General features: G+C 65.4%; 14 protein-coding genes and 1 tRNA gene. 12 read left to right on the forward strand and 3 right to left on the reverse strand.

The window, feature by feature from the left end:
* The first annotated feature begins 87 nt into the window (after positions 1–87).
* Both HWX55_RS04970 and HWX55_RS04975 read left to right on the forward strand, forming a co-directional pair.
* Positions 88–792 (forward strand): CoA transferase subunit A, encoded by a 705-nt coding sequence (locus HWX55_RS04970; RefSeq protein WP_050012459.1) that lies wholly within the window; start codon positions 88–90, stop codon positions 790–792.
* Between the two features lies 1 nt (position 793).
* A complete protein-coding gene (locus HWX55_RS04975; protein WP_175974442.1) occupies positions 794–1,435 on the forward strand; it encodes a CoA transferase subunit B in 642 nt (213 codons plus the stop codon).
* A 76-nt stretch (positions 1,436–1,511) separates the two neighbouring features.
* Here the strand turns inward: HWX55_RS04975 and HWX55_RS04980 are convergent, their stop codons facing one another.
* The 3 genes from HWX55_RS04980 to HWX55_RS04990 are packed head-to-tail and all read right to left on the reverse strand — an operon-like array spanning position 1,512 to position 3,859.
* Entirely contained in the window at positions 1,512–2,225 is a 714-nt protein-coding gene (locus HWX55_RS04980) for an SDR family oxidoreductase (RefSeq protein ID WP_175974444.1), read from the reverse strand.
* A gap of 48 nt (positions 2,226–2,273) precedes the next feature.
* Positions 2,274–3,290 (reverse strand): polysaccharide deacetylase family protein, encoded by a 1,017-nt coding sequence (locus HWX55_RS04985; protein WP_175974446.1) that lies wholly within the window; start codon positions 3,288–3,290, stop codon positions 2,274–2,276.
* Between the two features lie 11 nt (positions 3,291–3,301).
* Entirely contained in the window at positions 3,302–3,859 is a 558-nt protein-coding gene (locus HWX55_RS04990) for an ester cyclase (RefSeq protein ID WP_175974448.1), read from the reverse strand.
* 134 nt (positions 3,860–3,993) lie between these two features.
* Between HWX55_RS04990 and HWX55_RS04995 the strand changes: the two genes are divergently transcribed.
* From HWX55_RS04995 to pheS, 10 genes are all read left to right on the forward strand, one after another.
* Positions 3,994–4,902 carry a LysR family transcriptional regulator gene (locus HWX55_RS04995; protein WP_175974449.1) on the forward strand — a complete coding sequence of 303 codons (909 nt, stop codon included), beginning with the start codon at positions 3,994–3,996 and terminating at the stop codon, positions 4,900–4,902.
* A 123-nt stretch (positions 4,903–5,025) separates the two neighbouring features.
* Positions 5,026–5,922, forward strand: coding sequence for an alpha/beta hydrolase (locus HWX55_RS05000; protein ID WP_175974452.1), 897 nt, complete (start codon positions 5,026–5,028; stop codon positions 5,920–5,922).
* A 79-nt stretch (positions 5,923–6,001) separates the two neighbouring features.
* Positions 6,002–6,355, forward strand: coding sequence for a RidA family protein (locus tag HWX55_RS05005; RefSeq protein ID WP_069621352.1), 354 nt, complete (start codon positions 6,002–6,004; stop codon positions 6,353–6,355).
* Between the two features lie 39 nt (positions 6,356–6,394).
* Entirely contained in the window at positions 6,395–8,632 is a 2,238-nt protein-coding gene (locus HWX55_RS05010) for a bifunctional (p)ppGpp synthetase/guanosine-3',5'-bis(diphosphate) 3'-pyrophosphohydrolase (RefSeq protein WP_175974454.1), read from the forward strand.
* Positions 8,633–8,716: 84 nt separating this feature from the next.
* Positions 8,717–8,793 (forward strand) — tRNA-Val (locus HWX55_RS05015).
* Between the two features lie 270 nt (positions 8,794–9,063).
* Positions 9,064–10,971, forward strand: coding sequence for a threonine--tRNA ligase (gene thrS / locus HWX55_RS05020; RefSeq protein WP_050012468.1), 1,908 nt, complete (start codon positions 9,064–9,066; stop codon positions 10,969–10,971).
* 49 nt (positions 10,972–11,020) lie between these two features.
* Complete coding sequence (infC, locus tag HWX55_RS05025) at positions 11,021–11,545, forward strand: translation initiation factor IF-3 (protein WP_071734130.1); 525 nt, start codon at positions 11,021–11,023, stop codon at positions 11,543–11,545.
* 190 nt (positions 11,546–11,735) lie between these two features.
* Positions 11,736–11,933: a 50S ribosomal protein L35 gene (gene rpmI, locus HWX55_RS05030; RefSeq protein ID WP_004191477.1), complete on the forward strand. Its 198-nt coding sequence runs from the start codon at positions 11,736–11,738 to the stop codon at positions 11,931–11,933.
* Between the two features lie 30 nt (positions 11,934–11,963).
* Entirely contained in the window at positions 11,964–12,323 is a 360-nt protein-coding gene (rplT, locus tag HWX55_RS05035; RefSeq protein WP_004192938.1) for a 50S ribosomal protein L20, read from the forward strand.
* A 149-nt stretch (positions 12,324–12,472) separates the two neighbouring features.
* Positions 12,473–13,486, forward strand: coding sequence for a phenylalanine--tRNA ligase subunit alpha (gene pheS, locus HWX55_RS05040; RefSeq protein WP_050012469.1), 1,014 nt, complete (start codon positions 12,473–12,475; stop codon positions 13,484–13,486).
* The last annotated feature ends 8 nt before the right edge of the window (positions 13,487–13,494 follow it).

Genomic DNA, 13,494 nt, shown 5'->3' on the forward strand with positions numbered 1-13,494 from the left:
CCGCGCATGCATAGAATGGTGCGGCGGGCTTGCGCCACGTGGCGCGTGAACCGGTTTTGCTGGTTTCCATAGAGGAAGGGACAACAGATGAACAAAGTCTATCCAAGCGCGGCTGCCGCGCTGGAGGGGATCGTCCGTGACGGACAGACCTTCGCGGTGGGCGGCTTCGGCCTGTGCGGCATTCCCGAGGCGCTGATCGCGGCGTTGCGCGATTCGGCCGTCAAGGGCATCACCTGCATCAGCAACAACGCGGGCGTCGACGGTTTCGGCCTCGGCCTGCTGCTGGAAACGCGCCAGATCAAGAAGATGATCTCGTCGTACGTCGGCGAGAACAAGGAGTTCGAGCGCCAGTACCTGGCCGGCGAACTCGAGCTCGAATTCACGCCGCAGGGCACGCTCGCCGAGAAGCTGCGCGCGGGCGGCGCGGGCATCCCCGCGTTCTTCACGAATACCGGCTACGGCACCGTGATCGCGGAAGGCAAGGAAACGCGCCAGTTCGGCGATCGCCACTACGTGCTCGAGCAGTCGCTGACGGCCGACGTCGCGCTCGTGAAGGCGTGGAAGGCCGACAAGTCCGGCAACCTGATCTATCGCCGCACCGCGCGCAACTTCAACCCGATGTGCGCGATGGCCGGCAAGATCACCGTGGTGGAGGTCGAGGAGATCGTCGAGAACGGCACGCTCGATCCGGATCAGGTTCATACGCCGGGGATCTTCGTGCAGCGCATCGTGCTGAACGCGACGCCGGAAAAACGCATCGAACAACGCGTCGTACGCGCGAAAGGAGACTGACATGGCCTGGAATCGTGACCAGATGGCCGCGCGCGCGGCGAAGGAACTGCAGGACGGCTTCTACGTGAACCTCGGCATCGGCCTGCCGACGCTCGTCGCGAACCACGTGCCGGAAGGCGTCGAGGTGTGGCTGCAGTCGGAGAACGGCCTGCTCGGCATCGGCCCCTCGCCGACCGAAGACGAAGTCGACGCCGATCTGATCAACGCCGGCAAGCAGACCGTCACGACGCTGCCCGGTTCGTCGATCTTCTCGTCGGCCGATTCGTTCGCGATGATCCGCGGCGGCCACATCAACCTCGCGATCCTCGGCGCGATGCAGGTCAGCAAGCAGGGCGACCTCGCGAACTGGATGATCCCCGGCAAGATGATCAAGGGGATGGGCGGCGCGATGGACCTCGTCGCGGGCGTGGGGCGTGTCGTCGTGCTGATGGAGCATGTCGCGAAGGGCGACCAGCACAAGATCCTCGACGAATGCAACCTGCCGCTCACGGGTGTCGGCGTGGTCGACCTGATCATCACCGATCTCGGCGTGATCGAAGTGACGCCGTCCGGGTTGAAGGTGCTCGAACTCGCCGACGGCGTGAGCGTCGACGAGATTCAGGCGAAGACGGGCGCACCGCTCGACGTCAGCGCCGTGGCCTGAGCACGACCCTGGTGCGTGATCCTCGACGCCCCGCGTTCCCGACGGAACGCGGGGCGTTTTGTCATGCACGCACGTGTCACGCAATTGCGCCGCCGCCGTCGATCAGTACCGTCGAACCGGTTGCATAAGGCGTGGCCGCCAGATACAGGATCGCATTCGCGACATCCTCCGGCTGGCCGACCCTGCGTGCCGGAAGCCGCTGGGCGGCGCCGGCGTACATCGCGTCGCGTGCGTCGGGCGCAAGCTTGTCCCACAGCGGCGTCGCGATCAGGCCGGGCGACACGGTGTTCACGCGAACCGGCGCCAGCTCAAGCGCCAGCCCGCGGGCGAGGGCCTCGAGCGCCGCGTTGATCGCGCCTTGCAGCACCGACGACGCGCTCGGCCGCACGCTGAGGAACCCCGACACGAACGTCAGCGAGCCGCCCGGCGCGATATCGATCGCGCGCGCGATGCGGTATGCGCCCCAGAACTTGCTGTCCATCGCGGCCTGCGCGTCGGCCAGCGGCAGCGCACGGACCGGGCCCGTGGCCGTATTCGCGGCCGAAATCACGACGTGGTCGAACCGGCCGACGCGCGCGCAGAACGCATCGACGTCCGCCGTATCGGTGATGTCGAGCGCTTCGGTCCGCACCTGCGCGCCCGGTATGGCATCGATGTCGAACCTGGCCGGATCGCGCGACGCGATCGTCAGATGCGCGCCGCGCCGCGCGAATGCCGTCGCGGTGGCGGCGCCGATGCCGGAGCTTCCGCCGACGACGAGTACGTTCTTTCCGTGGAGCGGATCGTTCATGAAAGTCGTTCCTGGGTAGTGAATTGAGCAGAGTTGAGCGGAATCCGGTCAGATCGTTTCGACCTCGCGCAGCGTCGACGGGCTGTGCAGCGCGAAGCGCGCGATGTCGTCCTTGCGCATGAAAACGACCCCCGGGTGTGATCGAGCGTAGTGCAGGAAGGTGTCCCACGCGCGGACCATCTGCGGCGTGCCGCTGATCCGGTCGTGCGCGCTGATCGACATCAGTCTGCGCCGCTGTCCGGCTTCCGCGTACAGCTGGTCGAAATCCAGCTTGATCTGCTCGACGAACATCGTCGGCGAGTAGTTGCGGCCTTCGATCAGCAGGATGTCGTTGTTGCGCAGCGTGTACGGGACCACCGCGAAATCGCGGCCGCCGACGGTCTCGATGAACGGTTCGTCGCGACTGACGTCGTCGATGTGATACACGTAGCCGAGTTCCTGCAGCAGCGACAACGTATGCGGTCCGCGCCGCAGCCAGTTGCAGTTGTAGCCGGTCGGGCGCTGCCCGGTCACTGCTTCGACCATGTCGCGCGCTTCGGTCAGGAAGCGGCGCTCGTCGTCGCGGCTCATCGCGAATTGCGCGCGCCACGTCGGGCCGTGCGCGGCGGCTTCGTGGCCGCGCGATACGATTTCGCGCGCCAGTTCGGGGTGCCGGCGCACGGCTTCCCCGATCATGTGCGACGTCACTTTCACGCCGTGCCGGTCCCACAGATCGAGCAGGCGCGGAATGCCTTCCCGGTAGCCATACGCAAACCAGGTGGCCGACGCGAGATCGACCGGCACCGACGGCGGGAACGCGACGGCCGGAAACGGGCTGTCCGCGCCCGTGGGCGGTTGGCCACCCGCCTCGAACTGCATCGAGATCGAGATCACGAGCCGCGCGCCGTCCGGCCAGAACGGCGTGGTGCCCGGTGCGGCAGGCACCGGCGTCGGCGTCGGCGCGGCGGTGGCGGGCACGGACGTGCCTGCGGCCAGCGCGACGCCGGCCGCGAGCCCGGCGCCGGCCTGGGCCAGGAACGTGCGGCGCGGCAGCGGCGTCGCGGAAGTGTCGTTACCGTGAGTCATCGTCCCCTCCGTCAACCGACGAGCCCAAGCTGACGCATCAGCGTCAGGTTGTCTTCGATGTGCCAGTTTTCCGCGATCCGGCCGTGGTCGATCCGATAGATATCGGTCGCGATGAAGTCGATCGCCTGTCCGCGCCCGGCCGTTCCGTTGAACGCCCCGGTGAAATGCCCGCGGAAATGCAGGTGCACGACGACCCGGTCGCCGGCAACGATCATCTGTTCGATGTCGCAGCGCAGGTCCGGGATCGCGCCGCGCATCGTGCCGGACGCCGCGAGCGGCCCCGGCAGGCCCTGTTCGCGGCCGGGCGGCAGCGTGCGGTCGGTGAAGTCGTCGGCGAGCGCCGCGCGAGCGAGCGCGGGGTCGCCGGTATTCCAGAAGCTGCCGTAGCGGCGCGCGGCCAGCACTTGCGCGCGGGCCTGCGCGGCCGGCAAGCCCGCCGCGACGGTCAGCGTGTGCGGCTCGACGAGATCGGCGGCATGGGCGGCGGGGGAGCAGAGCGCCACGACGCAGGCGGCTGCCGCGAATGCGTGCGCGACGGGGCGGGTGGCCGAACGAAGGCGGATCGACATGGTTTCGAGGGTCCTGTGAAAGCGTCAGGCGACGACGCGGAACAGGTATGGTAGGTTTCCGTTCTGAATGCAAATACGGGCAAGAAGCGAATGGATTCTTCGAAAAAAGGAAAGGTTAGGGTGAGGCGGGCGCCATGACGCTGATCGACGATTTCCCGGCACTCGATACCTTCGCGCGGATCGTGTCGGCCGGCAGCCTGTCGGCGGCGGCGCGCGAGCTCGACCTGTCGTTGTCCGTCGTCAGCAAGCGACTCGCGCATCTCGAGTCGCGGCTCGGCGTGCGCCTGCTGCACCGGACGACGCGGCAGCAAACGCTCACCGACGACGGCGCGCAGTTTCACGCGCAGGTGCTACGCATCCTCGCGGAGGTCGAGCAGGCGGAAACGCTGATGCGCGATCGCCGCGGCACGGTCAGCGGCGTGCTGCGCGTGACGGCGCCCGGCGAGCTCGGACGCCTGCGAATCGCGCCGCTCGTGGCGGCCTTTCAGCAGCGACATCCGCAATTGACCGTGCAGCTGATGTTGACCGATACGGTCGTCGATCTGCTCGCGTCCGACATCGACGTCGCCGTGCGGATCGGCAATCTTGCCGATTCGACGATGATCGCGCGCGAGCTGGCGCCGAATCATCGCGTGCTGTGCGCGTCGCCGGGTTATCTCGCGGCGCACGGGTCGCCGGCCCATCCGGCCGAGCTTCGTGCGCATCGATGCATCGTGATGGGCGACCAGCCGCGTGCCGAATGGCGGTTCGACGGCGCGCAAGGCGGCGTGGCGGTCGAGGTGACGGCCGCGCTGCTGACCAACGACGGCGGCGCGGCGCGCACGCTGGCGCTCGAGGGCGCGGGCATTGCGCTGAAGTCGATCTGGGACGTCGGCGCCGATCTCGACGCCGGCCGGCTCGTACGCGTGCTGCCGGCCTTCGCGGCGTCCGCCGCGCCGCTGCATGCCGTCTATCCCGGCGGCCGTCACGTGCCGCTGCGCGTGCGGACGTTCGTCGATTTCCTGCGCGAGCAGTTGCGTCATGCGTGGCGCCGCCACGACTGAACCCGCCCCGGGTGGCGGGCCGGGCGCGTGGCGACCCGTCATTCCGAAGCGGTTTACAATCGTTTGCATCGGGCGTCGCAAGCGTTGCCCCGCGCGTCGCCCCCGTTCGACAGGATGCCAACGATGCCAACGACCCCAGCGAATCCCCCGGTCCCCCGCCAGCGGCGCGTGCAGTGTGCGAGCACGGCCGGCCTTCACCACGTCGCCTATACCGAGTGGGGCGACCCCGCGAATTCGCGCGTGCTCGTCTGCGTGCACGGCCTGACCCGCTCCGGCCGCGATTTCGACCGGCTGGCCGCCGCGCTGTCCGATACGTATCGCGTCGTCTGCCCCGATGTCGCCGGGCGTGGCCGCTCGGACCGGCTGGCCGATCCGCGGCTCTATGCGATTCCGCAATACGTGGCCGACATGGTGACGCTGATTGCCCGGCTCGACGTCGAATCGGTCGACTGGTTCGGCACGTCGATGGGCGGCCTGATCGGGATGGCGCTTGCCGGGCTGCCCGGTTCGCCGCTGCGCCGGATGATCGTCAACGACGTCGGTCCGCGCATCGAGCCCGATTCGCTGACGCGCATCGGCGAGTACCTCGGCGTGCAGCCGCGCTTTGCGACCGAGCAGGAGGGAGTCGATTATCTGACGTCGCTGTCGCTGCCATTCGGTGCGCTGAGCGCCGACGAATGGCGCGAGATCAACGGGCCGCTGCTGCACGAACTGCCCGAAGGCGGCTGGACGATGCGCTACGATCCGCGCATCGCCGAACCGTTCAAGGCGACGACGCCCGAACTGGCCGCGCTCGGCGAGGCCGCGCTGTGGCGCGCGATCGAGACGACGGACGCGACGCTGCTCGTCGTGCGCGGCGAGACGTCCGACCTGCTGTCGCGCGAGACGGCGGCCGAAATGGTCCGTCGCGGCCGGCATGTGACGCAGGTCGAGATTCCGGGGGCGGGCCACGCGCCGGCGTTCGTCAGCGCGGACCAGATTGCGCTCGCGCGGCGGTTTTTCGTCGAAGGCGACGCATAAACGCGTCATAATATGCGGTTCGGCGGCACGCGGGCCGTGCCGCCGCCCGAATCCCTACCCATCACGACCGGAACATTTCATGGCAGTCATTCGTCACCACGTCGGGGCCCGTCTCTCCGAAACCGCGATCCACAACGGTACCGTGTATCTGGCCGGCCAGATCGCCGAAGACACCACGCAGGACATCCGCGGCCAGACGCGCGAAGTGCTCGGCCACATCGACCGCCTGCTCGCCGAAGCGAACAGCGACAAGGCCCATCTGCTGTCGGTGCAGATCTACATCTCGGATCTCGCGAACTTCGAAGGCATGAATGCGGAGTGGGACGCATGGGTTGCGGAAGGCAACACGCCGCCGCGCGCGACCGTCGAGGCGAAGCTCGCCGATCCGGCGCTGCTCGTCGAGATCGTGGTCGTCGCCGCGCAGCGGAGCTGAGCGTCAGCCAAAGATGACCGTATTCCGGCAGGCCGTGCAATGACCGAATCCGTTTCCGCTTCTCCCGTCGCGGCGCCGTCGTTCGACGACGTGCTCGCGTTCGTGCGCGAGCGGGCCGGCGACGCGCGGCTGTCGTCGGGCGAGTTGCTCGCCGATCACTCGGCCGGCACGGCGGCGATCATGCGCACGCTGAACGTCGATCCGCACGCGATGCAGGCCGCCGCGCTGTTCGTGCTGACGCCGCACCTGAGCGACCCCGAGCGCGAGCTGACCGAGCGTTTCGGCGACGAAGTCGCGCGGCTCGTGGCCGACGTGCGCAAGCTGTTGCGGCTCGGCACGGTCAGCCTGCGCGCCGCGCAGAACGCCGCGAAGCCCGACTCCGGGCGCGACGCGGCGGAAGAGCGGCGCACGCAGATCGAGGCGCTGCGCAAGATGCTGCTCGCGTTCGCGCAGGACATCCGCGTGGTGCTGATCCGGCTCGCGTCGCGGTTGCAGTCGCTGCGCTACTACGCGGCCGCGAAGCTCGATCCGCCGCCCGACGTCGCGCGCGAGACGCTCGAGATCTATGCGCCGCTCGCGAACCGTCTCGGTATCTGGCAACTGAAGTGGGAGCTCGAGGATCTCGCGTTCCGCTTCGAGGATCCCGTCACCTACAAGCGGATCGCGAAGCTGCTCGACGAGAAGCGCATCGAGCGCGAGGCGTACGTCACGCAGGCGATCGCGCGGCTGCAGCACGAGCTCGCGCAAGCGCACATCCAGGCCGACGTCAGCGGCCGGCCGAAGCATATCTACAGCATCTGGCGCAAGATGCGCGGCAAGGAGCTCGATTTTTCCGAGCTGTACGACGTGCGCGCGTTTCGCGTGATCGTGCCCGACATCAAGGATTGCTACGCGGTGCTCGGCATCGTGCATCACCTGTGGCAGCCGGTGCCGAAGGAATTCGACGACTACATCTCGCGGCCGAAGCCGAACGGCTACAAGTCGCTGCATACGGTCGTGATCGGCGACGACGGCCGTGCGTTCGAAGTGCAGATCCGCACGCAGGAGATGCATCGCTTCGCGGAGTACGGCGTCGCCGCGCACTGGCGCTACAAGGAGGCCGGCGCGCGCGGCTATGGCGGCCAGTTCTCGGCGAGCGACAAGTACGACGAGAAGATCGCGTGGCTGCGTCAGTTGCTCGCGTGGAAGGACGACGTCGAGGACGGCACCGAGGTGTCGGGCGATCAGGCGTGGGCGCAACTGCGCGAGACGTCGCTCGACGACGACCACATCTACGTGCTGACGCCGCAGGCGCGCGTGATCGCGCTGCCGCAGGGCGCGACGCCGGTCGATTTCGCGTACCACCTGCACAGCGAGCTCGGCCATCGCTGCCGCGGCGCGCGCGTCGACGGCGTGATGGTGCCGCTGAACACGGCGCTTTCGAACGGCCAGACGGTCGAGATCGTCGCGGTGAAGGAGGGCGGGCCGTCGCGCGACTGGCTGAACCTGCAGCTCGGTTACCTGAAGAGCCCGCGTGCGCGGCAGAAGGTGCGGGCGTGGTTCAACTCGATCGAGCAGGAAGAAAACATCGCGCACGGCCGCGCGCTCGTCGAAAAGACGCTGCAGCGCGAGGGCAAGACGTCGGTCAGCCTGGACAACCTCGCCGCGAAGCTCGGCTTCAAGTCGCCCGAGGAGCTGTTCTCGGTCGTCGGCAAGGAAGAATTCAGCCTGCGCAACGTCGAGCACGCGCTGTCCGACGCGCCGCCGCCGGAACCGGCGCCCGAGGCGCCGGCCGATTTCGAGAAGCGCAGCAGCGGCGCGAGCGTCGCGCACGGTGCGTCGACCGGCGTGCTGGTGGTGGGTGTCGACGCGCTGCTGACGCAGCTGGCGCGCTGCTGCCGTCCGGCGCCGCCCGATCCGATCAGCGGTTTCGTCACGCGCGGCAAGGGGATGTCGATCCACCGCAGCGACTGCCCGACGTTTCGCCGGATGGTCGAGCGCGCGCCGGAACGCGTGCTGCAGACGACCTGGTCGGCCGACGTGCTGGGCGGGCGCGGCGCGTCCGTCTATCCGGTCGACCTGATGATCGAGGCGAGCGATCGGCAAGGGCTGCTGCGCGATATCTCCGAAGTGTTCGCGCGCGAAAAGATCAACGTCGTGGGCGTGAAGACGCAAAGCCGCCGCAATGCGGCCTTCATGCAGTTCACGGTCGAGGTCTCGAATTCGGCGCAGGTGCAGCGCGCGTGCACGCTGCTCGGCGAGGTGCAGGGCGTCGTGCGGGCAGGACGGAAATCCTGATGGGGTTGGTTCCGCGTTATTTTGCTGCGACCGCATAAAACACTTGCCAAGCCTGCAGCCACTCCATATAATCTTAGCTTCTCTAGGCTCGTAGCTCAGTTGGTTAGAGCACCACCTTGACATGGTGGGGGTCGTTGGTTCGAATCCAATCGAGCCTACCAACGAATTGAGAATGCCCGGCCTCCGGGTGTTCGAAGCAGTACACAACTCAACGCGAACAAGGCGAATACGGTTATGACACCGCGAACGTTGACCGAAACCACTTCGGAGCGACGCTAGTCGAGGAACGTTTTCGCCCTTTCAGTTTGAGTGAAGTATCGAATGCGGCCCCTCGAAAGCGGGGCCGCATTTTTTTTGTCGCGAATTTTCACGCGCGAGTTTGATCTCGCGTACCTGGTCTGCCGCCCACTGTCGGCATCACGGAGAATGCTATGGTTTCGATACGCTTGCCTGACGGCTCAGTTCGACAATACGAGCATCCGGTGACAGTTGCCGAGGTCGCGGCCTCGATCGGTCCCGGCCTCGCTAAGGCTGCGCTGGGTGGCAAGCTCGATGGCGAGCTCGTGGATACGTCGACGCTGATCGACCGCGACGCGTCGCTCGCGATCGTCACGGACAAGGATGCCGACGGCCTCGACATCATCCGCCACTCGACCGCCCACTTGCTCGCGTATGCGGTGAAGGAACTGTATCCGGACGCGCAGGTGACGATCGGCCCGGTGATCGACAACGGTTTCTATTACGACTTCTCGTACAACCGCCCGTTTACGCCGGAAGATCTGGAAAAGATCGAAAAGCGCATGCAGGAACTCGCGAAGAAGGACGAGCCGGTCACGCGCCGTGTCGTGTCGCGCGACGAGGCGGCCGGTTACTTCCGCAGCATCGGCGAGAAGTACAAGGCCGAGATCATCGAATCGATTCCGCAAAGCGACGAAATCAAGCTGTACTCGCACGGCGGCTTCACCGATCTGTGCCGCGGCCCGCACGTGCCGTCCACCGGCAAGCTGAAGGTCTTCAAGCTGATGAAGGTCGCGGGCGCGTACTGGCGCGGCGATTCGAAGAACGAGCAGCTGCAGCGCATCTACGGCACGGCCTGGACGAAGAAGGAAGACCAGGACCAGTACCTGCACATGCTCGAGGAAGCGGAAAAGCGCGACCACCGCAAGCTCGGCAAGCAGCTCGACCTGTTCCACATGCAGGAAGAGTCGCCGGGCATGGTGTTCTGGCATCCGAAGGGCTGGGCGCTGTGGCAGCAGGTCGAGCAGTACATGCGCCGCCGCGTGAACGACGCCGGCTATCTCGAGATCAAGACGCCGATGATCATGGACCGCTCGCTGTGGGAAGCGTCGGGCCACTGGCAGAACTATCGCGAGAACATGTTCACGACGGAGTCGGAGAAGCGCGACTACGCGATCAAGCCGATGAACTGCCCGGGCCACGTCCAGGTGTTCAAGCACGGCCTGCGCTCGTATCGCGACCTGCCGCTGCGTTACGCGGAATTCGGCTCGTGCCACCGCAACGAGGCGTCGGGCGCGCTGCACGGCCTGATGCGCGTGCGCGGCTTCGTGCAGGACGACGCGCACATCTTCTGTACGGAAGACCAGTTCATCTCGGAATCGATCGCGTTCAACACGCTCGCGATGAGCGTGTACAAGGACTTCGGTTTCGATCACATCGACATCAAGCTGTCGCTGCGCCCGGACCAGCGTGCGGGCACGGACGAAACGTGGGATCGCGCCGAGCAGGGTTTGCGCGACGCGCTGACCGCTTGCGGCCTCACGTGGGAAGAGTTGCCGGGCGAGGGTGCGTTCTACGGCCCGAAGATCGAGTACCACATCAAGGACGCGCTCGGCCGTTCGTGGCAGTGCGGCACGCTGCAGCTCGACATGGTGCTGCCGGAGCGCCTCGGCGCCGAGTACGTCGCGGAGGACAACAGCCGTCGCCGGCCGGTGATGCTGCACCGCGCGATCGTCGGTTCGATGGAGCGTTTCCTCGGCATCTTGATCGAGCACCACGCTGGTGCAATGCCGGTCTGGCTCGCGCCGTACCAGGCAATTGTGCTCAATATCGCCGAAAGTCAGGCCGAATATGCGCACGCTCTAACCCAAACGTTGCAAAAACAAGGGGTTAGAGTGGCGGCCGATTTGCGCAACGAGAAGATTAGCTATAAAATACGCGAGCACACGCTGGAAAAGGTGCCTTATCTCCTCGTCGTGGGTGATAAGGAGCGTGATGCGCAAACGGTAGCCGTGCGTGCCCGTGGCGGCGTCGATCTTGGCGTTATGCCGGTCGAAGCCTTCGTTGAGCGTCTGCAGGAAGACCTGCGCTCGTTCAAGTAACCGCCCTGGCAGCGCGGCTCGTTTTTTTAATTTTTAGAGGAAACGTAACATCGCTACTGATAAGTCGTCGCACCGCATCAACGGTGAAATCACTGCGCCGGAAGTGCGCCTGGTCGGGATCGAGAACGAACCGCTCGGTATCGTAAAACTCGCTGACGCTTTCCGTAAATCGGAAGAACTGGATGTTGACCTGGTGGAGATCGCGCCGCAAGCGGTGCCGCCGGTTTGCCGTCTGATGGATTACGGCAAGTTCAAGTACCAGGAATCGAAGAAGCAGCACGAAGCGAAGCTGAAGCAGAAGGTCATCCAGGTCAAGGAAGTCAAGTTCCGCCCGGGTACCGATGACGGGGATTACAACGTCAAGCTCCGCAATCTCGTGCGCTTCCTCGAAGAGGGCGACAAGACGAAGATCACGTTGCGTTTCCGCGGCCGCGAAATGGCTCACCAGGAAATCGGTATGCGGATGCTGGAGCGTCTGCGCACGGATCTCGAGGAAGTCGGCCAGGTCGAGCAGATGCCGAAGATGGAAGGGCGCCAGATGATCATGGTGCTCTCGCCGAAGAAAAAGAAGTAACGAGCCCGCGCGCATCGCGCGCAGGTTCGACAGTGGTTCGGCGCGTTGCCCGGTCAGGGCGGCGCGCCAACAATGACGGCGGCTGCGCAAGCGGTGCGCCGTACACAAGTGGACTGGGTTTCGAAGGGCGGGTCAAGGGCGCAAGCCAACCGCACACCCATCGCCATCTAATAAACTGGAGTTGTTCGTCATGCCTAAGATGAAGACCAAGAAGAGCGCTGCAAAGCGCTTCGTGGTGCGTCCGGGCGGTACCGTCAAGCGCGGTCAAGCCTTCAAGCGTCACATCCTGACCAAGAAAACCACGAAGAACAAGCGCCATCTGCGCGGCGCAACGGCAGTTCATGATTCCGATCTGAACTCCGTCCGCGCGATGCTCCCGTTCGCGTAACCCCTCAACTGATACTCCAAGGAGAGAAACATGCCTCGAGTCAAACGTGGGGTAACCGCACGGGCCCGCCACAAGAAGATCATCAACCTGGCCAAGGGTTATCGCGGCCGCCGCAATAACGTCTACCGCATCGCCAAGCAGGCGGTGATGCGCGCTGGTCAGTATGCGTATCGCGATCGCCGCAACAAGAAGCGTGTGTTCCGCGCACTGTGGATCACGCGTATCAACGCGGCAGTTCGCCAGCACGACATGACCTACAGCGTGTTCATCAACGGCCTGAAGAAGGCGTCGATCGAACTCGACCGTAAGGTGCTGGCCGACATGGCGGTGTTCGACAAGGCTGCTTTTGCTGCGATCGTCAAGCAGGTGAAAGCCGCCGTTGCAGCCTAATTGCGAAATTAGCACTGCGTGGTTAGTTGCAGCGAGGTTCCGGTAGTCTCGGCCGCTGCAGCGAAAACGGGGCTCTTCCGAGCCCCTTTTTTGTTTGGCGAGGCCATTTCGCTCGCCAAGACCGAATGACGTTGGAAATGATGGGATCTATGGATCTGGACCAGATTGTCGCCGACGCGCAGCAGTCCTTCGAACAGGCTGCCGACATCACCACGCTCGAAAACGAGAAAGCCCGATTTCTCGGCAAATCGGGTGCGCTGACCGAGTTGCTCAAGGGCCTCGGCAAGCTCGATCCCGAAGCACGCAAGACCGAAGGCGCACGCATCAACGTCGCGAAGCAGCAGGTCGAAGCCGCGCTCACCGCCCGTCGCCAGGCCCTGGCCGACGCGCTGCTGAATCAGCGCCTCACCGCCGAAGCGATCGACGTGACGTTGCCGGGCCGTGGCGCCGGTGCAGGCAGCCTGCACCCGGTGATGCGCACGTGGGAGCGTGTCGAACAGATTTTCGGCTCGATCGGTTTCGACGTGGCCGACGGCCCCGAAATCGAGACCGACTGGTACAACTTCACGTCGCTGAACAGCCCGGAGAACCATCCGGCGCGTTCGATGCAGGACACGTTCTACGTCGAAGGCAAGGATGCCGACGGCCGCCAGCTGCTGCTGCGCACGCACACGAGCCCGATGCAGGTGCGTTATGCGCGCATGAACCGTCCGCCGATCAAGGTGATCGCGCCGGGCCGCACGTATCGCGTCGACAGCGATGCGACCCACTCGCCGATGTTCAATCAGGTCGAGGGGTTGTGGATCGACGAAAACATCAGCTTCGCCGACCTCAAGGGCGTCTATACCGACTTCCTGAAAAAATTCTTCGAGCGCGACGACATCCTCGTGCGCTTCCGTCCGTCGTATTTCCCGTTCACGGAACCGTCGGCCGAGATCGACATGATGTTCGAGCACGGCAAGAACGCCGGCAAGTGGCTCGAAATTTCCGGCTCGGGGCAGGTGCATCCGACCGTGATCCGCAACATGGGCCTCGACCCCGAGCGCTACATCGGTTTCGCGTTCGGCAGCGGCCTCGAGCGCCTGACGATGCTGCGCTACGGCGTCCAGGATCTGCGGCTGTTCTTCGAGAACGACCTGCGTTTCCTGCGCCAGTTCGCATAACGCCGCTC

The organism is Burkholderia sp. BCC1047 (assembly GCF_902833155.1).
In the GTDB taxonomy this organism is placed as follows: Bacteria; Pseudomonadota; Gammaproteobacteria; order Burkholderiales; family Burkholderiaceae; genus Burkholderia; species Burkholderia sola.